20 protein-coding genes and 1 pseudogene are annotated in these 19,955 nt (G+C 42.2%); 16 read left to right on the forward strand and 5 right to left on the reverse strand.

What is annotated here, in order from left to right:
- The 15 genes from ADJ67_03150 to ADJ67_03220 all read left to right on the forward strand — a co-directional run bounded on the left by ADJ67_03150 (position 1) and on the right by ADJ67_03220 (position 14,019).
- Complete coding sequence (locus tag ADJ67_03150; protein ID AKT46771.1) at positions 1-267, forward strand: hypothetical protein; 267 nt, start codon at positions 1-3, stop codon at positions 265-267.
- An 18-nt stretch (positions 268-285) separates the two neighbouring features.
- Positions 286-603: a hypothetical protein gene (locus ADJ67_03155; protein ID AKT46772.1), complete on the forward strand. Its 318-nt coding sequence runs from the start codon at positions 286-288 to the stop codon at positions 601-603.
- A 258-nt stretch (positions 604-861) separates the two neighbouring features.
- Positions 862-1,629, forward strand: coding sequence for a hypothetical protein (locus ADJ67_03160; GenBank protein ID AKT46773.1), 768 nt, complete (start codon positions 862-864; stop codon positions 1,627-1,629).
- On the forward strand, positions 1,619-2,260 hold the full coding sequence (locus tag ADJ67_03165) for a hypothetical protein (GenBank protein ID AKT46774.1): 642 nt from the start codon (positions 1,619-1,621) through the stop codon (positions 2,258-2,260). The genes ADJ67_03160 and ADJ67_03165 overlap by 11 nt, the downstream gene beginning before the upstream one ends.
- 13 nt (positions 2,261-2,273) lie before the next feature.
- Positions 2,274-2,792, forward strand: a complete 519-nt coding sequence (locus ADJ67_03170; protein ID AKT47651.1) for a thiW protein — start codon at positions 2,274-2,276, stop codon at positions 2,790-2,792.
- A gap of 9 nt (positions 2,793-2,801) precedes the next feature.
- Positions 2,802-3,596 (forward strand): phosphomethylpyrimidine kinase, encoded by a 795-nt coding sequence (locus ADJ67_03175; GenBank protein ID AKT46775.1) that lies wholly within the window; start codon positions 2,802-2,804, stop codon positions 3,594-3,596.
- A 93-nt stretch (positions 3,597-3,689) separates the two neighbouring features.
- Positions 3,690-5,003 carry a thiamine biosynthesis protein ThiC gene (locus ADJ67_03180; GenBank protein AKT46776.1) on the forward strand — a complete coding sequence of 438 codons (1,314 nt, stop codon included), beginning with the start codon at positions 3,690-3,692 and terminating at the stop codon, positions 5,001-5,003.
- A 53-nt stretch (positions 5,004-5,056) separates the two neighbouring features.
- A complete protein-coding gene (locus ADJ67_03185; protein AKT46777.1) occupies positions 5,057-6,160 on the forward strand; it encodes a cation diffusion facilitator family transporter in 1,104 nt (367 codons plus the stop codon).
- Positions 6,161-6,169: 9 nt separating this feature from the next.
- Positions 6,170-6,847 carry a PhoB family transcriptional regulator gene (locus tag ADJ67_03190; protein AKT46778.1) on the forward strand — a complete coding sequence of 226 codons (678 nt, stop codon included), beginning with the start codon at positions 6,170-6,172 and terminating at the stop codon, positions 6,845-6,847.
- Entirely contained in the window at positions 6,844-7,839 is a 996-nt protein-coding gene (locus tag ADJ67_03195; protein AKT46779.1) for a hypothetical protein, read from the forward strand. Before ADJ67_03190 ends, ADJ67_03195 begins: the two co-directional genes overlap by 4 nt.
- A gap of 74 nt (positions 7,840-7,913) precedes the next feature.
- Positions 7,914-8,681 carry a bacteriocin ABC transporter ATP-binding protein gene (locus ADJ67_03200; protein AKT46780.1) on the forward strand — a complete coding sequence of 256 codons (768 nt, stop codon included), beginning with the start codon at positions 7,914-7,916 and terminating at the stop codon, positions 8,679-8,681.
- Positions 8,682-8,763: 82 nt separating this feature from the next.
- Entirely contained in the window at positions 8,764-10,689 is a 1,926-nt protein-coding gene (locus ADJ67_03205) for a hypothetical protein (protein AKT47652.1), read from the forward strand.
- 165 nt (positions 10,690-10,854) lie between these two features.
- Positions 10,855-11,367: a ferritin gene (locus tag ADJ67_03210; protein ID AKT46781.1), complete on the forward strand. Its 513-nt coding sequence runs from the start codon at positions 10,855-10,857 to the stop codon at positions 11,365-11,367.
- A 234-nt stretch (positions 11,368-11,601) separates the two neighbouring features.
- On the forward strand, positions 11,602-11,904 hold the full coding sequence (locus ADJ67_03215; protein AKT46782.1) for a hypothetical protein: 303 nt from the start codon (positions 11,602-11,604) through the stop codon (positions 11,902-11,904).
- A 33-nt stretch (positions 11,905-11,937) separates the two neighbouring features.
- Positions 11,938-14,019 (forward strand): cation transporter, encoded by a 2,082-nt coding sequence (locus ADJ67_03220; GenBank protein ID AKT46783.1) that lies wholly within the window; start codon positions 11,938-11,940, stop codon positions 14,017-14,019.
- Between the two features lie 98 nt (positions 14,020-14,117).
- Here the strand turns inward: ADJ67_03220 and ADJ67_03225 are convergent.
- The 5 genes and pseudogenes from ADJ67_03225 to ADJ67_03245 form a co-directional block, all read right to left on the reverse strand.
- Positions 14,118-14,471: pseudogene (locus ADJ67_03225) on the reverse strand (hypothetical protein).
- Between the two features lie 295 nt (positions 14,472-14,766).
- Positions 14,767-15,618 (reverse strand): ABC transporter, encoded by an 852-nt coding sequence (locus ADJ67_03230; protein AKT46784.1) that lies wholly within the window; start codon positions 15,616-15,618, stop codon positions 14,767-14,769.
- Entirely contained in the window at positions 15,611-16,321 is a 711-nt protein-coding gene (locus ADJ67_03235) for an ABC transporter (protein ID AKT46785.1), read from the reverse strand. Before ADJ67_03235 ends, ADJ67_03230 begins: the two co-directional genes overlap by 8 nt.
- A gap of 18 nt (positions 16,322-16,339) precedes the next feature.
- Entirely contained in the window at positions 16,340-17,338 is a 999-nt protein-coding gene (locus ADJ67_03240) for an ABC transporter substrate-binding protein (protein AKT46786.1), read from the reverse strand.
- A 90-nt stretch (positions 17,339-17,428) separates the two neighbouring features.
- Positions 17,429-17,845 carry a Fe2+/Zn2+ uptake regulation protein gene (locus ADJ67_03245; GenBank protein AKT46787.1) on the reverse strand — a complete coding sequence of 139 codons (417 nt, stop codon included), beginning with the start codon at positions 17,843-17,845 and terminating at the stop codon, positions 17,429-17,431.
- A gap of 230 nt (positions 17,846-18,075) precedes the next feature.
- On the opposite strand from ADJ67_03245, the gene ADJ67_03250 reads away from it, so the two are divergent.
- A complete protein-coding gene (locus tag ADJ67_03250) occupies positions 18,076-19,719 on the forward strand; it encodes a hydroxylamine reductase (protein ID AKT46788.1) in 1,644 nt (547 codons plus the stop codon).
- Positions 19,720-19,955 lie beyond the last annotated feature (236 nt).

The raw sequence follows: 19,955 nt of genomic DNA on the forward strand, positions 1-19,955 counted from the left end.
ATGGCTGAAATATATTTATTGACATTTCCGTATAAACGATTAGTAATCAATGTGATTTCGCTCATTGTCGGACTAGTTTTAAGGCATTTATGTATCAAATATGGTATATTTAAAATGGGGCGGGAAGTACCTAGTGTGACAATAAATAAATTGACAAAGCTATTTGTAGTTCTTGTCAAATTTGATATCATAGGAAACGCTATAGCCATAATTCTGCAACTGGCTATCTACGGAGTGTTTGCAATGAAAGGGCTAGTCGCTTTCTAGTTTTTTAAGGAGGGTAATATGGGCGCAGTATTCTTTTTGATGCTTTGGCCACTGCTACTAGTATCGGGATTGTTTTATGTGATTTTGCCATTCATTCCGTATATTGTTATGGCAACATCGCTATTTTGGCTATTAATTGGCCTGCTCCTAAGATACATATTTATCAAGCATAATGTATATGACACGGGGCTAAACGATGAGCGTAAGCCCGTAAATGTCCTAACCGAGATACTTATATGGGTAGTCAGAATCGATATAGTAGTAAATATCATTTTGATTGCTGGCGCAGTAGCTGCAGCAATAATCTTTGCAACAAAAGGCATTACGATTTTCTAGCGTGTATTGAATCAGTGATAAAGTGCGAGAGAAAGAGCTGTTAACTAAGTCACAGGCTGGTGGACAAAGCATGCGCACTATGATATAATTTTTACAAGTAAATATAAAGAATCAAGGGGAGCGGAATTGCTGAGAGTTAGCGCTGAGATGCGTTAAGACCCTAAACCTGATTGGATAATGCCAGCGTAGGGATGTATTTTGACGAGTAGTATCCAGAGGGGTGCTACTCTTTTTCTTTTTTAGACCGTGGAGGTAGAGATGGACAAAAAAGAGCCTCTAGTTCACATAATCACAAACAGCGTGACCATAAACGATACGGTAAACCTTGTGCTTGCAGCAGGTGGAGCAGCCATATGTGCAGATTCACCGAGGGAAGTGGCTGAAGTCGTATCGCTTTGCGATGCGCTGATGATAAATATAGGGACGCCTAGTGAGAAGAAGCTTACAGCCATGCTGATTGCAGGAAGAAGGGCAAACGAGATGGGAATACCCGTCGTGCTCGATCCTGTCGGTGCTGGTGCATCGGGGTTTCGCAGGCAGATTCTGGGAGAGCTACTTGAGGATGTGAGCTTTGACTGCATCAGAGGAAATAAGTCAGAGATAGCAGCACTTCTTGGCATTCCGTTTAGATCAAAGGGGGTAGAAACCGTAAGTCTTGAGCTTGCAGATGAAGCAGTTCACGGACTTGCCGAAAAAACAGGCTCAGTAATTCTCATGACTGGCGAAAGCGATTTAGTCTTTGACGAGAGCGAAAAGTTTGAGATATGTGGCGGAAGTCCTTTGATGAAAAAGCTCACAGGAAGTGGCTGCATGTATAGCGCATTTATTGCCACAAGACTTGCAGAGCACAAGGATGAGCCAGCGGTCAAGGTCGTGAGAAAGGCAGCAGCTGACTATAAGCTAAATACTGTCAAGGCGATAAAGCTTATGAAGGAGCGAGGCGCTCTTGGAACAGCAAGTTTTAGGCAGTGTCTGATAGATGCGATGAGCATAGCTACACTAGGGGAGATATTTGATGAAATTTAATAAGGAAGATCTGTTAGTCTACGCCATAACGGATGAAGTTAGGCGAAGCGAAGAAGCGTGGGGGAAAATCCTAATTCCTATGTTTGAAGCAGGTATAAGGATACTCCAGCTAAGAGAAAAACATGCATCGCGAGATGAATTTGTGAGCCTAGCGAGAAAGCTTGCTGAGATATGCCATGAGCACGGAGCAAAGCTCATAGTAAACGACGATGCGAGAACCTGCATAGAGGCGGGTGCAGATGGTGTTCACCTCGGTCAGGATGATATGCCTATAACTGATGCGAGAAGGCTTCTTGGAGATGACTACATAATCGGTGCGACAGCGCATAACCTAGCTGAAGCAAAGAGGGCTTGCGAGGAGGGTGCTGACTATGTTGGAGTCGGCGCAGCCTTTGGCTCAAGCTCCAAGCTAGATGCAAGGCCAATAGAGCTAGATGAGTATAAGAGAATAAGCGACAATATTTCGATTCCTATGGTAGCCATAGGCGGGATAAATCTAGAGAATATGGATAAGCTTTCTGACTCAGGAGCGGACGGCGTTGCTGTTATATCGGCTCTATTTGCAAAGGAAGATGTTAGGGCGGCTGCGGATGCTTTGATGACTAAGAGCAGAAGCCTATTTGGAAATTAAGAAAGGTGAACTTATGAATAATAGGGGAAAATTAGAACTAAAGAAGATGGTGGTTGCTGCGATGTTTGTAGCGCTGACAGTGTCGCTTTCAGGCTTTTCAATACCTGTGGGAACAGCTAAGTGCTTTCCGGTGCAGCATATGATGAACGTAATTGCTGCGGTATTTCTTGGACCAGTCTATGCGGTGCTTTCTGCATTTGTGACTTCGGTAATTAGAAATATTATGGGAACTGGATCGCTATTAGCATTTCCAGGAAGCATGGTCGGAGCACTTTTATGTGCTTTAATATACCAGAAGAGCAAGAAGCTTTGGGCCTGCTACATAGGCGAGATCATCGGAACAGGAATAATAGGAGGACTTCTCGCATATCCAGTTGCACTGCTTCTTATGGGCAATGCCAAGGTTGCGACATTTACATTTGTTCTTCCATTTTTGATTAGCACCTGTGGTGGTACGCTGATTGCAGCGATTTTGATCGGTATAATGGACAAAACCAAGGTTTTGGATTATCTGAAGCGTCAGATAAGATAGGAGGATATTATGAAGACAGCATTGACGATAGCAGGAAGTGATTCGAGCGGTGGTGCAGGTATTCAGGCAGACCTTAAAACCATGCTTGCAAACGGTGTCTACGGAATGTCGGTTCTCACAGCTTTGACGGCACAAAATACTGTCGGAGTCAGATCGATTCTAAATGTGGACAGCAAGTTTTTGAAGGACCAGATAAGCTCAGTATTTGAAGACATCTACCCAGATGCGGTTAAGATAGGAATGGTGAGCGATGCGGCTCTTACAATGACAATAGTAGAAGAACTTTACATGTGGAAGGCAAAGAATCTTGTGGTTGACCCAGTTATGGTTGCAACTAGCGGAGCAAAGCTTATTTCAGATGAGGCCTGCGAGGTTTTGATAGAAAAGCTTATTCCACTTGCAAGGGTCATAACTCCAAACATTCCAGAGGCAGAGTACATATCAGGCGAGACGATTAAATCGACAGAGGATATGGAAAGAGTTGCTAAGCTAATCGGCGATAAGCATGGAGTTGCAGTTCTCCTAAAGGGTGGACATAGCATCAGCGATGCGGATGATGTGCTTTATGATAATGGCAATTTCAGGTGGTTCAAGGGCGAGAGAATAGATACAAGCAATACTCACGGAACAGGCTGCGTGCTATCGAGCGCGATTGCATCAAATCTTGCTAAGGGAATGGAGCTTGAAGATGCGATTGTAAGAGCGAAGGAATATATAAGCGGAGCCCTTGCTTCAGGACTGGATCTGGGAGCAGGAAGTGGACCGCTAGATCACGGCTTTGACCTAAAGAGCATGTTTATATAGAGCAAAGCTAGGCCGGTGCCTAGGCAAACAAACAAGTATTTATTTTCAAAGATAAATAGAGATTTCATTTCAAGAAAGGTAGAAGGAATAATCATGGAAAGAAAGTATTCAACTCAGATGGAAGCAGCGCGCATGGGGATTGTAACTCCAGAGCTTGAGGCAGTAGCAAAGAAGGAGAACCGCAGCGTAGAGGAACTGCTACCTTTGATGGCTTCGGGAAAGATGGTTATACCAGCAAATGTGAACCACAAGTCGCTAGATCCTAACGGCGTGGGCAGCATGCTAAAGACAAAGATAAATGTAAACCTTGGAATCAGCCGTGACTGCAAGGACTACGATATAGAGATGAAGAAGGTAATGAGAGCAGTTGACCTAGGTGCAGAGGCAATCATGGACCTTTCGAGCCACGGAAATACACAGCCGTTTAGACAGAAGCTATGTGCAGAGTGTCCAGCAATGATAGGAACAGTTCCAATTTACGACTCAGTTATTCACTATCAGAGAGACCTTGGTACACTTACTGCTCAGGACTTCATAGATGTTATAAGACTCCATGCTCAGGATGGTGTTGACTTTGTCACACTTCACTGTGGAATTACAAGAAAGACAATAGATCAGATCAAAAACGGTGGCAGAAAAATGAATATCGTAAGTCGTGGCGGAAGCCTTGTATTTGCATGGATGTCCATGACAGGAAACGAGAATCCTTTCTATGAATACTACGATGAAATCGTTGAAATCTGCAGAGAATATGACGTAACAATAAGCCTTGGAGATGCTTGCCGTCCAGGATGTCTTGCTGATGCAACAGATGGATGCCAGATTGAGGAACTCATCATGCTAGGAGAGCTAACAGAGAGAGCTTGGAAGCGCGACGTACAGGTAATGGTAGAGGGACCAGGGCATGTGCCAATGGATCAGATTGCAGCAAACATGAAGATTCAGCAGACAATCTGCAAGGGAGCACCTTTCTACGTACTAGGACCTCTAGTAACAGATATCGCACCTGGATATGACCATATCACAGCAGCTATCGGCGGAGCTATAGCTGCATGGCAAGGAGCAGCCTTCCTTTGCTATGTAACACCGGCAGAACACTTAGCACTTCCAAATGTCGACGATGTTCATCAGGGAATCATTGCAAGTAAGATTGCAGCACACGCAGCAGACATTGCAAAGGGAATACCTGGAGCAAGAGATCAAGACGACAGAATGGCTGACGCAAGAAAGGCTCTTGACTGGGATGCTCAGTGGCTAGAGGCTCTAGACCCTGAGGTTGCAAAGGAAATCAGAAAGAGCAGAATGCCTGAAGAGGATCACTCAGATACATGTAGCATGTGTGGTAAGTTCTGTGCGGTTAGAAGCATGAACAAAGCTCTTGCGGGAGAGGTCATAGATATACTATAATACTGATAAAATAATTTTAGATAACTTTTGAGACATAGAACTAGGAGATTTCTATGAGAGAAAAAGAGATAATTAAGGTCAGTATAATAGGAATAATAGCCAATCTATTCCTCGCTGCATTTAAGGCGGCCATAGGAACCTTAACTAATTCCATCGCGATCACGCTCGATGCAGTAAACAACCTAAGCGACGTGTTATCATCGATAATAACCATTATCGGAACGAGAATAGCAGGTCGAAAGCCAGACAAGGAGCATCCGCTAGGTCACGGCAGGGTTGAGTACCTAAGTGCAGGCTTGATTGCTATGATAGTCCTATATGCAGGAATTACTTCTCTTGTAGAGTCAGTAAAGAAAATTATAGATCCGAGCGAGCCTGAGTACACGAATATAGCGCTGATAATCGTAGCTGTAGCTGTTGTAGTCAAGCTCCTGCTCGGAAGCTATGTAAAGAGCAAAGGAAAGAAGCTAAACTCAGATTCACTTATAGCTTCTGGAGAAGATGCTAGACTAGATGCAGTTATTTCAGCATCAACTGTCGTAGCTGCTTTGATATACATTTTCTCAGGCATTAGCCTTGAGGCATATCTTGCTGCTTTGATATCTCTTGTAATTATCAAAGCTGGTTATGAGATGATTAGCGAAACTCTCTCTCAGATTATAGGAAAGAGAATGGATAAGGCAGTTATTGAGAAACTAAAGGCTACAGTCATGGAGTTTGATGATGTCTTTGGGGTATACGATGTGGTGCTTCATAACTATGGGCCCGATACTTTGATTGGCTCTCTTCACATAGAAGTGCTAGATACATACACAGCAGGAGAACTTGATGAGCTTGAGCGCAAGATTATGAAGGCTGCCTATGACAAGAACAATGTAATCTTAGCTGGAATCAGTGTCTATGCAAGAAATAGCAAGGACGATAGAGCAAAGAAGGACTTTGAGAAGGTAAGACATCTAGTTATGTCACACGAATATGTACTTCAGATGCACGGCTTTTATATCAACTACGAGGAGAAGATTATGAATTTTGATATCATCCTCGACTTTGATTCACCAAACAGAAACGAAGAGTACATGCACATATTATCGGATGTACAAGCGGCCTTCCCAGACTTTGCCATAGGAATAACGCTCGACCTTGATGTGAGCGACTAAGGGAAGCTTATGTACAAAATATTTTTAGTTGAAGACGATAATGTAATTGCTAATCAAGTAGAGAAACATCTTAGGAGCTGGAATTACGAAGTTATAATTGCTAAGGACTTTCACGATATCATGAGTGATTTCGCAAAGTCAGAAGCAGACCTTGTGCTCCTAGATATTTCTCTGCCTTTTTTTGATGGCTTTTATTGGTGTCGTCACATAAGACAGATATCAAAGCTTCCGATAGTATTCATATCAGGAGCCGGCGATAATTTAAATATTGTAATGGCGATGAATATGGGAGCTGATGACTTCATATGTAAGCCTTTTGATCTTAATGTGCTAACGGCAAAGATACAGGCTTTACTGAGACGTGCATATGATTTCAGTGAGGGAGAAACGGCTGATGTGATAGAGCATGATGGCATAATTTTAAATATGAAAAACGCAAGCCTTTACTTTGATGGCGAAAATATTGAGCTTACAAAAAACGAGTACAAAATTTTGGAAATTCTGCTCAAGAACAAGGGCAAGATGACTAGCCGGGAAAATCTCATGATGGGGCTTTGGAATACGGATAGCTTTGTAGATGAGAACACCTTGACAGTGAATATGACAAGGCTTAGGAAGAAACTTGCAGAACATGGAATAAGTGATTTGATAAAGACAAAGAAGGGACTAGGGTATATAGTGGAATGATTTTCTCTAAATATATTAAGAGTCGAATAAAGGTAATCATCTTTTTCATATTCATGCTTTTAATTTTTGCAATCATTACCATGCTTGCAGGAATTCCTTGGACAGTAAGCCTTTACGCAGGACTATTGCAGTTATTCCTCGCTTTGATAATAGGCGCTATAGATTACTCTAGATTTTTGAGATACATAAATATTCTCAAGGATTGTGAGAAAAACTTAATGTACACAGCTAGGACTGATTTGCCACCACGAGATTTGATAGATGAGGAATATCAAAGATTGTATGCTGAAGTCCACGACATGCTAATTGAAGCGATAAAGGAAAGAGAAAGCCTAGAAAGCGGACTTAATGACTACTACAAAATGTGGGTACATCAGATAAAAACGCCCCTTTCAGCGCTATATCTAATAGTCCAAAACAGCAGCATCGAAGAAAAAAACGAAATGTGGATGCAGCTAGCAAGGATAGATGGATATCTCGATATGCTCCTAAAATTCATAAAGCTAGCTAGCGATAATACAGATTTTGTTTTTCAAAGCTATAATATACAAGAACTCGTAAGGGAAGTCGTAAAGTCTCAGTCTATTGTCTTTATCAAAAAGAAGCTCTCAATAGAGCTTAATGATCTAGATGAAAATATAGTAACTGATAAGATGTGGCTTGGCTTCATAATCGACCAAGTGCTTTCAAATGCCCTAAAGTACACAAATGAGGGCGGAGTTGTAGTAAGTCTTAAGAGCACGAATTCCGAAAAAATAATATCCATAGCAGATAGTGGTATAGGAATAAGAGCTAGTGATATTAGCAGGATATTTGAGGACGGTTTCACGGGATATAACGGAAGAACTAGCAGTAAGTCATCGGGCATTGGCCTATATCTTTGTCGTAAAATCGCTGATAAGCTAGGGTATAGACTTTCGGCTGAATCAAAGCTAGGTGAAGGCACGAAAATAAATATACATATACCTTACAGCAATGTAAGATACGAATAGGATTTTGAAAGGTAGTGTATATGCATTGCCTTTTATTTTTAGATAGAATAGTTCCAAGAAGGGAGATGAACAATATGTCATTAGTAGAAGTAAAAAATCTTAAAAAAGTTTATACATCAAAGCTTGGAACAAACGGAGTAGTTGCACTACGCGACGTTAACTTCAGTGTGGAAAGAGGAGAATATGTCGCTGTCATGGGCGAGTCAGGCTCAGGAAAAACAACGCTCCTAAATATACTTGCGGCTTTAGACAGAGCTAGCTCGGGAGAAGTTATTTTAGATGGAATGAATCTTTCAGCCATAAGAGATGGAGAAATTTCGGCGTTTAGACGTGACAATCTAGGATTTGTATTCCAGGACTTTAACCTTTTAGATACATTCACCCTAAGAGATAATATCTACCTGCCAAGGGTGCTTGCAGGAGCAAAGCCAAGCCAAATGGAGGCAGAGCTAAAGCTAATAGCTGAGTATCTAGGAATCACGCATATACTTGATAAATTTCCTTACGAGGTGTCGGGTGGTCAAAAGCAGAGAGCAGCAGTTGCAAGGGCCTTAATCACAAACCCAAGGCTGATACTTGCAGATGAACCAACCGGAGCCCTAGACTCAAACTCAGCAGACGATCTATTAAACTTATTCAGCTCAATTAACCAAGGTGGACAAACCATTATAATGGTAACGCACAGCGTGAAGGCAGCGAGCACAGCAGGACGCGTTTTGTTCATAAAGGACGGAGAACTCTTCCATCAGATATATAGAGGAGACATGACAAATGATGAGATGTTTGCAAGCATCTCAGACACATTGACAGCCCTATCTGTGGGAGGTAAGAGAAATGCCTAGAAACTTCACACTAAAACTCGCCGTATCGAATTTGAAAAAGAATAGAAAGCTTTACATGCCGTATATCATAGCATCTATAATCATGATTGCCGTTATATACATAATGAGTTTTCTTAGTAATAGCAAGGATATAGAAAACTTTAGAGGCGCAAACTACGTTACACTGAGCATGCTTTTAGGAAATATAATTGTATCAGGCTTTGCAATAATATTTTCTTTCTACATCAATAGCTTTTTGATGAAGCAGAGAAGTAAGGAGTTTGGACTATATAATATTCTGGGCATGGAAAAGCGCCATCTAGGTAGAGTTCTTGTAGCAGAGAGCATGATAAGCTCCAGTATATCCATCATAATGGGTCTAGGCGTTGGCATCTTGTTCAGCAAGCTAGCTCTAATGGTAATAACGAAGATGATAGGTGCTGGATATATAATTGCTTTTGAAGTAAATATGCATGCGGTTACGCATACAGCAGTATTCTTTGCTATAGTTTTCGCACTCGTTTTGATAAAGAACATATTATCTATAAGAATATCAAAGCCTATAGAAATGCTAAAAGGAGCATCGGCACCTGAGCGTGAGCCAAAGGCGAAGATTATTCTAAGCCTAATTGGAGCAGCATGCCTAGTTGCAGGATATGTGATTTCCATCAGCATAAAAGATCCTCTAGCAGCAATAATACTGTTCTTTGGAGCGGTAATTCTAGTAATCATCGGAACATATCTACTTTTTACGACAGTTAGCGTGGCTGTTCTAAAGGCACTTAAGAAGAACAAAAGATTTTATTACAAGAAGGCCAACTTCACAAGTGTTTCAGGTATTTTATTCAGAATGAAGCAAAACGCAGTAGGTATGGCAAACATCTGCATTCTTTCAACCATGGTTATAGTTATGGTATCTGTTACTGTATCGCTTAGAGTTGGAATTAATGATGTTATCAAAAAGATAACACCTTCAGATGTCATCGTCAGCGTGTCACTAGACGGTGAGCAGCTTAAGGAGGATGGTAAGGCTTCTAATGCACGTATAGATGAGGAGCTGAATTTATTCGAAGAAAAGGTTAAGAAGCAGGATATCAAGCTAGTAGATTCAAATGCATATGTACTCCAAAGCTATAAGGTGGAATTTGATGAAAGTAATCAAAAAATCAACTTTATCCAAGCGGCTAATAAGCAATTTCTAACCGTAATAACAGCAGATCAATATGAGAAATTCAGCGGTAAGAAAATAAGTGTATCAAAGAACGAAGCTGTATCAATAGGAACAAAGCTAAATGGAAAGCTTGATATCTCTGGAATTAATCTTGATGTAAAGCAGATGAATCTTAAGGTTCCAGCATCAACTGTCTCAGCTGTCTATGGTCAGTATGTAATAATTGTTCATGATGATGAAATCGCAGATACAATTGCAGGCGAAGCAAATAAATATTCCAGCTCAATGGGAAATACGCTCCTCATGACAGCAAACATCGAGAACAGAGATGAGGTAGGAGAACAAAAGTACGCTGCGCTATCTAAATGTGTTACAGAGTATTGGAATGATAGGAAAGAAAGCCTAGGAATAACCAATGCGTATAATGTAACAAGATATGAAGCAGATAAAATACTCGGAGGTCTAACTAATAGCTTCCTGTTCCTTGGAGCATTTCTAGGAGTTGTCTTTGCCTTTGCAGCTGCTTTGATAATCTACTACAAGCAGATTTCAGAAGGATACTACGATAAGGACAAGTTTGACATGATGCAGAAGGTGGGAATGTCGGAAAAAGATGTAAGACAGACAATAAGAAAGCAAATAACCTTTGTCTTCTTTGCACCGCTCATAGTTGCAGTTTTGCATGTGGCAGGAGCCTTCAACATGATAAGGCTTATCCTAGAAATATTTAGCATATTCAACATCGGACTTCTAATTGAATGCACAGTTATATGCACACTAGCATTCGCAATTCTATACGCAGTAATCTTCGCATTCACGGCAAGAGAATACTACAGGATAGTAAGAAGAAAGATATAGCAAGAAGAAAATATAGAAAATATATTAGCCCTGTAAAACAACAAAAGCTTTGCAGGGCTAATGCTCTAAAATAAAAACATAAAATTTTCGATATAATATGTTAGTATACAATTAAATCGGATATAAATATTCTGTAAGCGTTTTGAAATTTTGGAGGAAGATGAAATGTTAGATAAGAAGGTAACAGATTTACTAAACAAGCAGGTTAACGCAGAATTTTACTCAGCATATCTTTATTTGGATTTTGCTAACTACTACCATGAGCAGGGCCTTGATGGATTTGCTAATTGGTATGAGGTTCAGGCAAAGGAAGAGCGTGACCACGCTATGCTAATCAGAACTTATATTCTAGACAATGGCGAGAGAATGATCTTTGATGCAATCGAAAATCCAACTCAGGAATACGATGGAATGGATGCACCACTTCGCCTAGCTCTTCAGCACGAGAGATTTATCACAGATCTTATCAACAAAATCTATAAGGAATCACACGATGTTGATGACTACAGAACAATGCAGTTCTTTGACTGGTTCGTTAAAGAGCAGCTAGAGGAAGAGAAGAATGCTGATGATTTAGTAAAGAAGTTTGAGCTTTTCGGAAGAGATCCTAAGGGACTATACGCTCTTAACCAGGAGCTTCTAGGCAGACAGTACACAGCGCCTACTGTAGCAGAGTAATCTAAATCACTCATATATAAAGGACCTGCTTTTTGTGCAAATGAATCGCAGGTTCTTCTATTGAAACCGAAGATTTATGGGACTAATCAATGTTGCATAAGTATAACAAATTTTATACTTGACTAACATAGTCATTGACTATTAAAATGGCTTTAAATGATAGTTTTGAGGGGAATATGTTTTGTAAAATTTATATTCCTAATTTATAAGTTTTAAGAAAAGGAGATTAGAAAAATGAACGTATGGAAGACACTAAGAACATTGGGCTGCGGAGTTTTGGTAGGTACAGCAGGACTTAAGGTACTTGCTTCTGCAGACGCTAAGAAGGTATACACACACGCTACAGCAGCTGTAAAGCGCGGAGTAGACGAAGTTATGAAGACTGTAACAAACATCAGAGAGAACTGCCAGGACATCAGTGCAGATGCTGACGAAATCAACGAGAAGCGTTGCCAGGAAGCAGAAGCTAAGATGATTGAGGACGCTAAGGAAGTTCTTAGAGCTGCAGAAGAGAAGGCAGAGGGAGCTGAAGCATAATAGTGCTTCAGTTTTCATATAGGAGGCATTTGGATGAGGTGTAGAATATTACACGAGAGCAAGGGCAGGATGCGCGTGCAGCTAGTGCAGTACCGCATGACCTTTGAAGAAGCGGATATCCTAGATAACTACCTCAGCGGGCTTTCCGGTGTAAAGAGCGTAAAGGTTCACGAGAGAACTAAGGTTGCGATCATAGAGTTTTCAGGAGATGTTAGAGATGACATCATAGATGCTTTATCTAATTTTGATTATGAATCCAACCAGGAGCTTCTCACGACAATAGCTGATAGACAGCTACAATACGAATTCGAAAACAAGCTCTGCCTACACGTAGGCAGACGTGTTTTTTCTAAGCTATTTATACCGATGCCATTAGCAGCTGGAATAATAGTTATCAAATCAATTCCGTTTATAGTAAAGGGATTAAAGTCACTGATACATGGTAAACTTGAGGTATCTGTGCTTGACGCGACAAGCATTACAGTCTCAATGCTCAGAGGAGATTTCTCAACCGCAGGAAGCATAATGTTCATGCTTGGAGTTGGTGAGATAATGGAAGACTGGACGCATCGCAAGTCAATCAGCGACCTAGCTAAGGCCATGGCTCTCAATGTTGAGAAGGTATGGACAAGGGCTGAGGATGGAACAGAGCTTCTCGTAGATGCAAATACAATTAATGCCGGTGATATAGTAATTGTAAGAACCGGAAATGTCATAGCAGTAGACGGTAAGGTCATCAGCGGTGAGGCTCACGTAAGCCAGGCTTCTATGACTGGAGAGTCAATGCCAGTGCGTAAGTATGAGGGAAGCCTTGTATATGCAGGAACTGTAGTCGAAGAGGGCGAGATTGTCATCGAGGCAGAGGGTTCACTTGGAAACAGCAAGTACGACAGAATCATCACCATGATTGAGGATTCTGAGAAGCTAAAGTCTTCGACAGAAGATAAGGCATCAAAGCTTGCAGATAGACTTGTTCCATACACATTCGGTGCGACAGCGCTTCAGTATCTCATTACAAGAGATATAACAAGGGCGACATCGATATTGATGGTAGACTTCTGCTGTGCACTTAAGCTTTCAATTCCTATCGCAGTTCTTTCAGCGATGAGAGAGGCGGGCGAGTACCGCATGACTGTCAAGGGCGGAAAGTTTCTAGAGGCAGTAGCTGAGGCAGACACTATAGTATTTGATAAGACAGGAACGCTAACAGAAGCAGTTCCAAAAGTTCACAAGGTTGTGCCTTTCAGCGATATCAATGAGGATGAGTGCCTCAGAATCGCAGCTTGTCTAGAGGAACATTATCCTCACTCGATAGCAAACGCTGTCGTTAAGGAAGCTATGGTAAAGGGACTTGACCACGAGGAAAAGCACAGCAAGGTAGAGTACATCGTAGCTCACGGAATTGCAAGTATGCTTGATGGACAGAAGGTTTGCATTGGAAGCCACCACTTCATATTTGAGGATGAGGGCTGCACAATAGACGAAGATAAGAAACAGGCCTTCGAAGAGCTGCCAAACGAGTACTCACATCTATACCTAGCTATAGATAAGAAGCTCGTAGCGGTAATTTTGATAGACGATCCTATCAAGCCAGGCGTAGCAAAGGCAATCAAGCAGCTTAAGGCTCTCGGAATCAAGAATGCAGTTATGATGACTGGTGACAACGAGAGAACAGCAAGAGTTATCGCGGCAAAGGTCGGAGTGGACAGCTACTATTCAGAAGTACTTCCAGAAGACAAGGCTAATTTCATCAAAGAAGAACGAAGCAAAGGCCACAAGGTAATCATGGTAGGAGACGGAGTTAACGACTCACCAGCACTTTCAGAGGCGGATGCAGGTATCGCAATCAACAGCGGTGCAGCAATCGCAAGAGAGGTTGCTGACATCATGATTGGAAGCGACGAGCTCGACGAGCTAGTAAAACTCAGAGAGATAAGCATGAAGCTTATGAAGAGAATCAAGCTAAGCTATCGTCAGATTTTGGGCTTCAATTCCTTCCTAATCGGAATGGGAATGTTTGGTATGTTTACACCGACTACAACAGCCCTGCTTCACAACTCGTCAACGCTTGCGATAAGCCTTCGCAACATGACAGACTTGCTCGAGAAGAAATAGCAATACAAAACACCTATGAAGTAGCATCACAGCGATGCGCCTCATAGGTGTTTTTTCATCAAAATGTATGAATTTGCACGAGAGCCTCAAATTGCCACTTAGAGCTGCTCAACAGAATCAGCAACTAGACGACAGTACTTCTTGCCGTTCTCTTCGTAAACCTCAAATATGCCTGTCACAGAGGCGTTTGATTTTACCTCAGGGAACCCTTCTGGATAAGTATGACCAGGCCATACGAACTCTATACCTTGCTGGCAACATGCCTGAGCATCTGCAATTATAATCGCATAGTACTCAGTAACACCGCTTGGGTTTCCCTCCTGAGCAGCGTAGACATTGAACTGACCTGACATTCTGATGCGCTTACCGATGAACTTATCAGGCTCTGTCATCATCAGAAAAACCTGAGAGTAGACGACATTAGCGTTCAAATTATTTAGGTCAACATCTATCTTATTGCTATTGGTCTTAGACTTGCTCTTGCTGGATTTGCCTTTTCCGGCGTCGCCGGCGACCTCTTTCTTACTTACTTCTTTCTTAGTATCACTCTTAGAATTCTCCTGCTTGTTCTTAGCATCGGAGATGATCTTGGTATCTCCGTTAGAATCCTTATCGCTTGCCTTTCCACACGCAGTTACGCCAAATGCGAGGGTGAGGCAGATGATGCATGCTAAAATCTTCTTCATATCCTTGCCTCTTTTCTCTATATTTTACTATCCTAGCTAGTCTTGGCTGTAATCTACCGAGCTAAGCCCTCCTTGCTGAAATCCTACCTATCAAAGTGAATACGCCAAAGAAGAACGCATCAACTGCGACGATGGTTGAGCCCACTGGAGTATTTCCGAGGATGGAAATAGCCATACCAAGGACTGCACATACGACTGATAGGATGGCAGAGCAAATGGTAACAGACTTGAAACTGTTATATACCCTCATGCTCGAGAGCGCAGGGAAAATTACGAGCGCCGAAATTAGCAGAGAACCAACTAGGTTCATAGCTAGAACAATTATAACAGCAATCATAACTGCAATCAAGAAATTGTAAAGCTTGACATTTGTGCCAGCAGACATCGCAAAGTTCTCATCAAAGGTAACTGCAAAGATCTTGTTATATAAAAAGATGAAAATCGCTACAACTATGATGGAAAGCACCACGCATAGGAGAACATCGCTGCTTTTAAGTGTCAAAATCGAAGTCGAACCAAAGAGGGTAACGCAAACATCGCCCGAGAGATTCGACGAGGTCGAAAAGATGTTTAAAAGCAGATAACCAAAGGCTAGGGAGCCGACGGAAATCATCGCGATGGTAGCATCACCTTTGATCTTTGTGTTCTGTCCAGCCCTAAGAATCAAAATTGCCGATATTACAGTGATTGGAAGTATTATCAAAGTCTGATTTGTCACCTTGAGCACTCCAGCGATAGCCATAGCGCCAAAGGCAACATGTGAAAGCCCATCTCCTATGTAGGAAAAGCGCTTAAGCACCAGGGTTACACCTAGCAGGGAAGAACAGAGGGCAATCAGGATTCCGACAATAATCGCATATCTGACAAAGGGATATTCTAAATAATGCATGAAGTCGTTAAAAAGGCTAGTCATTAGATTGCCCCTCTCTTTCTAGGAATATTTGTCCAATAGGACTGTTGATATATTCCTCAGTAGTTCCGTAAAATATAGTGTGTCCGATGTGGAGAATATGGCTTGCGTACTTCACCGCAGCGTTCACATCGTGAGAAATCATAATAATGCTGATTCCTTCCTCGTTCAAAGACTTAATAGTTTGATACATGCCCGTAGTAACCCTAGGATCAAGGCCAGAAACAGGCTCGTCTAGGAGCAGGAGCTTTTGCGTAGCGCAAAGAGCTCTAGCGAGCAAAACGCGCTGCTGCTGTCCGCCCGAAAGCTCGCGGTAGCAGCGCTTTGATAGATCAGTTATCTCCATCTTCCTCATATTTTCCTCGGCTAAAAGCTTATCGGATTTAGAGTAGAATGGACGAAGTCCCACGCGCCCCTGACAACCAGAGAGAACAATCTCCCTAACAGAAGCAGGAAAGTCGCGCTGAACGACAGTTTGCTGCGGCAGGTAGCCGATTTCGTTAGATTTCAGCCCATCACCCGTCTTGAGCTTTCCGGAGATAGTCGGAATAAGCCCTAGGATGCTCTTGATGAGCGTGGTCTTTCCCGAGCCGTTTTCTCCGACGATGCAAAGGTAGTCGCCTTTGTTTACCTCGAAGCTTAGATTTTCTAATATTACCTTGGAATCATATCCAACCGATAGATTTTGACAGATGATTTGAGCCATTTTTCCTCCTATAGATGCCTATTTGAGCGCCTCTTTTAGAACCTCGAGATTCTTTTCCATGATACCGAGGTAGGTAGCGCCGTCTTTGACATCCTTTGCTGTAGTGGACTGCATTGAGTCCATAGTTAGTACCTTTTGATCTTTATTCTTAGTGTTGTCTACAACTGTTTTAGCAATCTTGTGATTCTTACCTTCTATAGTAAGTACATTGCCTAGTCCAAGTTCGTCAATCTTCTTAGCTAGGAAGGTGACAGTCTCAAAGCTTGCCTCTGACTCAGCTGAGCAGCCAACGAAGGCAGCGTAGTAATCTAGACCGTAGTCGTTTACGAGATATCTGAATGGGAAGCGGTCACCGAATACCAAAGTCTTGTTCTTTGCAGAAGCAACAGCATCAGCGTACTTCTTGTCTAGATCGTCTAGCTTCTTAGCATAGCTTTCGTAGTTAGCCTGGTAGGTCTTAGCGTCGTCCTTATCAACCTCTGATAGAACATCAGCAATCTTCTTAGTGAAAATCTTTGCATTCTTGAGGGATAGCCAAACGTGCTCATCGTACTCGACTTCTTCCTCTTCCTTGCCGTCCTTAGCTTCCTCAGCCTCTTCTTCCTCAGGCTGCATGCCTTCCTTAACTTCTTCTTCCTTAGCCTTATCGCCCATTACGTCCATGAGATTGATAACCTTAAGATTCTTATTCTTAGCTTCCTTAAGAACATCTTCAACCCACTCGTCGGACTCGCCGCCAACATAGATGAAAACATCAGCCTCTGAAATCTTTGCGATATCAGCAGTAGATGGCTGGTAGCTGTGAAGGTCAACGCCCTTGTCTAAAAGCATAGTCACATCAGCCTTGTCAGCCTTGTCTCCTAAAATCTGCATAACCCAGTCGTACTCTGGGAAGATTGTAGTAACAATCTTGATCTTCTTATCATTTTTATCTTCGCCGGATTTGGAAGTGCCACAGCCACTAAGCGCGAAAACAGCGAGTACTGCAACAAGCATTAAAGTGATAATTTTTTTCATTATTTCCTCCATCAAAAATAACAGTAAAACGTAATAAATTGCACATCAAAGCGTGCAATCAAGGCTTGATCAATTAAGTTTTAGCACTGACTAGTTACGGCAATTCCCGCAGATACCGTAGAAAACGGTACGCATGTTATCAAAAGCAAAGTTATGATCCGCAAGAAGGTGCTCCTCCAAGGAATCAAGTGCGTCACAGGTAATGTGGAAAAGCTCGCCACACTTCTCACACTTGCAGTGATAGTGGCGTCTGTTATGAGCATGCATGTGCTCGCCTACATAGACAAAGCAGGCAGGACTAGATGCGTCAACGATGTACTTTTCGACAAGACCCTCGTCAACCATTCTCTCAAGTTGACGGTAGACGGTAGAGGTTCCAATGCTTTTGCCGAGAGCGCTAAAGTGTCCGCAGATTTCGGCAACCGTGGTGTGCTCGCCAGCGATTGTCTCAAGATAGCTCTGAAGCTCCTTGCGCTGATTCGTATTGTATTGTCCTTTCGCTTTCATATGCAAATCTCCTTAATTTGAAAACCATTTTCATTTTATACCCATGCGGTAAGACCGTCAATATGAAATTCATTTTCAAATTGAAAAGACACGAAAAAATTTTTGATAAAAATATATGTTTTTTTCAAACCGTAACATATGTTACCGAGTTTTGATGTAGGAGCACATATAATGGGCACATAAGGAAATCGTTTATAAATCTTTTGAGATATAGAAAAGAGGAGATAAAAATGGAAAACAAGATGTTTTGTTATCAGTGTCAGGAGACAGCCGGCGGTAAGGGCTGTACAGTTCAGGGTGTCTGTGGAAAGACTGCAGAGGTTTCAGGGCTTCAGGATGTACTAATATATGCAACAAAGGGACTTTCAGCAGTAACAACAGCACTTCGTAAGGAAGGCAAGAAGATTGCAGCAGAAGTAGATCAGATGGTTACATTCAACCTATTTGTAACAATCACAAACGCTAACTTTGATGATAAGTACATCGAGGATAGAATCGCTTTGACTCTAAAGACAAAGCAGGAACTACTTGCACAGCTAGACGACGCTTCAGTACTTCCACACGCAGCAAAGTGGTACACAGAGGATAGAGCTCAGTACGCAATCATGGCAACAGCAACAGGAGTTGGTGTACTTGCAACAGAAAACGAGGACGTTCGTTCACTAAGAGAGCTCATCACATACGGACTAAAGGGACTTGCAGCATACAGCAAGCACGCAAACGCACTACTAGAGGCTGACCCAGAAGTTGACGCATTCATGCAGGAAGCACTAGCAAAGACACTAGACGACACACTTTCAGCAGACGATCTAGTTGCCCTAACACTAGAGACAGGTAAGTACGGCGTTTCAGGCATGGCACTACTAGACAGAGCAAACACAGGAGCATACGGAAACCCAGAAATCACAGAAGTACAGATTGGCGTTAGAAAGAACCCAGCTATCTTGATTTCAGGACACGACCTTCGCGACCTAGAGATGCTACTAGAGCAGACAAAGGGAACAGGCGTAGACGTTTACACACACTCAGAGATGCTACCAGCAAACTACTACCCAGCATTCAAGAAGTACGACAACCTAGCAGGTAACTACGGTAACGCTTGGTGGAAGCAGAAGGAAGAGTTCGAGAGCTTCAACGGACCTATCCTAATGACAACAAACTGCATCGTGCCACCTAAGGACAGCTACAAGGATAGACTATGGACAACAGGAGCAGCAGGCTTCCCAGGATGCAAGCACATCGACGGTAAGTACGGCGAAACAAAGGACTTCAGCGCAATCATTGAGCAGGCAAAGCAGTGCCCACCTCCAACAGAAATCGAGACAGGAAGCATTGTCGGCGGATTCGCACACGAGCAGGTATTTGCACTAGCAGACAAGGTAGTTGACGCAGTAAAGAGCGGCGCAATCAAGAAGTTCGTAGTAATGGGCGGATGCGACGGAAGAATGAAGTCAAGAGACTACTACACAGAGTTCGCAAAGGCACTAGCACCAGATACAGTAATCCTAACAGCAGGCTGTGCAAAGTATAAGTACAACAAGCTAAACCTAGGAGACATCGGTGGAATTCCAAGAGTACTAGACGCAGGACAGTGCAACGACTCATACTCACTAGCACTAATCGCACTAAAGCTAAAGGAAGTATTCGGACTAGACGACATCAACGATCTTCCAATCATATACAACATCGCATGGTATGAGCAGAAGGCAGTAATCGTACTCCTAGCGCTCCTATACCTAGGCGTAAAGAATATCCACGTTGGACCAACACTACCAGCATTCCTATCACCAAACGTGACAAAGGTTCTCGTAGATAACTTCGGAATCGCAGGAATCGGAACAGTAGAAGAAGACATGGAGCTATTCTTCGGCTAAAGCATACAGGATGACAAATCACATAAATATCAAAAGAGGAGTAACGCATCAAGCGTGCTCCTCTTTTGTTTGCGTTGCTTTAGCAGTGCTTCATCAGATGAAGAAATAAGCGTCACAAAGCCGGTACTTATGATTGTCAAAAAAATATAGCGAAAATAATTAAATAAATGTTATAATATTTACAAGATATTATATATTGAAACACTAAGGAACAAAACAGGAAACAAAAAGCAAAA

Source organism: Eubacterium sulci ATCC 35585 (genome assembly GCA_001189495.1).
GTDB classification, from domain to species: domain Bacteria; phylum Bacillota; class Clostridia; order Peptostreptococcales; family Anaerovoracaceae; genus Eubacterium_B; species Eubacterium_B sulci.

Excerpts from the sequence above, each read along its gene's own strand:
- ADJ67_03150 (AKT46771.1), top strand. The coding sequence starts at position 1 with ATGGCTGAAATATATTTATTGACATTTCCGTATAAACGATTAGTAATC.
- ADJ67_03155 (AKT46772.1), top strand. The coding sequence starts at position 286 with ATGGGCGCAGTATTCTTTTTGATGCTTTGGCCACTGCTACTAGTATCG.
- ADJ67_03160 (AKT46773.1), top strand. The coding sequence starts at position 862 with ATGGACAAAAAAGAGCCTCTAGTTCACATAATCACAAACAGCGTGACC.
- ADJ67_03165 (AKT46774.1), top strand. The coding sequence starts at position 1,619 with ATGAAATTTAATAAGGAAGATCTGTTAGTCTACGCCATAACGGATGAA.
- ADJ67_03170 (AKT47651.1), top strand. The coding sequence starts at position 2,274 with ATGAATAATAGGGGAAAATTAGAACTAAAGAAGATGGTGGTTGCTGCG.
- ADJ67_03175 (AKT46775.1), top strand. The coding sequence starts at position 2,802 with ATGAAGACAGCATTGACGATAGCAGGAAGTGATTCGAGCGGTGGTGCA.
- ADJ67_03180 (AKT46776.1), top strand. The coding sequence starts at position 3,690 with ATGGAAAGAAAGTATTCAACTCAGATGGAAGCAGCGCGCATGGGGATT.
- ADJ67_03185 (AKT46777.1), top strand. The coding sequence starts at position 5,057 with ATGAGAGAAAAAGAGATAATTAAGGTCAGTATAATAGGAATAATAGCC.
- ADJ67_03190 (AKT46778.1), top strand. The coding sequence starts at position 6,170 with ATGTACAAAATATTTTTAGTTGAAGACGATAATGTAATTGCTAATCAA.
- ADJ67_03195 (AKT46779.1), top strand. The coding sequence starts at position 6,844 with ATGATTTTCTCTAAATATATTAAGAGTCGAATAAAGGTAATCATCTTT.
- ADJ67_03200 (AKT46780.1), top strand. The coding sequence starts at position 7,914 with ATGTCATTAGTAGAAGTAAAAAATCTTAAAAAAGTTTATACATCAAAG.
- ADJ67_03205 (AKT47652.1), top strand. The coding sequence starts at position 8,764 with ATGATTGCCGTTATATACATAATGAGTTTTCTTAGTAATAGCAAGGAT.
- ADJ67_03210 (AKT46781.1), top strand. The coding sequence starts at position 10,855 with ATGTTAGATAAGAAGGTAACAGATTTACTAAACAAGCAGGTTAACGCA.
- ADJ67_03215 (AKT46782.1), top strand. The coding sequence starts at position 11,602 with ATGAACGTATGGAAGACACTAAGAACATTGGGCTGCGGAGTTTTGGTA.
- ADJ67_03220 (AKT46783.1), top strand. The coding sequence starts at position 11,938 with ATGAGGTGTAGAATATTACACGAGAGCAAGGGCAGGATGCGCGTGCAG.
- ADJ67_03230 (AKT46784.1), bottom strand. The coding sequence starts at position 15,618 with ATGACTAGCCTTTTTAACGACTTCATGCATTATTTAGAATATCCCTTT.
- ADJ67_03235 (AKT46785.1), bottom strand. The coding sequence starts at position 16,321 with ATGGCTCAAATCATCTGTCAAAATCTATCGGTTGGATATGATTCCAAG.
- ADJ67_03240 (AKT46786.1), bottom strand. The coding sequence starts at position 17,338 with ATGAAAAAAATTATCACTTTAATGCTTGTTGCAGTACTCGCTGTTTTC.
- ADJ67_03245 (AKT46787.1), bottom strand. The coding sequence starts at position 17,845 with ATGAAAGCGAAAGGACAATACAATACGAATCAGCGCAAGGAGCTTCAG.
- ADJ67_03250 (AKT46788.1), top strand. The coding sequence starts at position 18,076 with ATGGAAAACAAGATGTTTTGTTATCAGTGTCAGGAGACAGCCGGCGGT.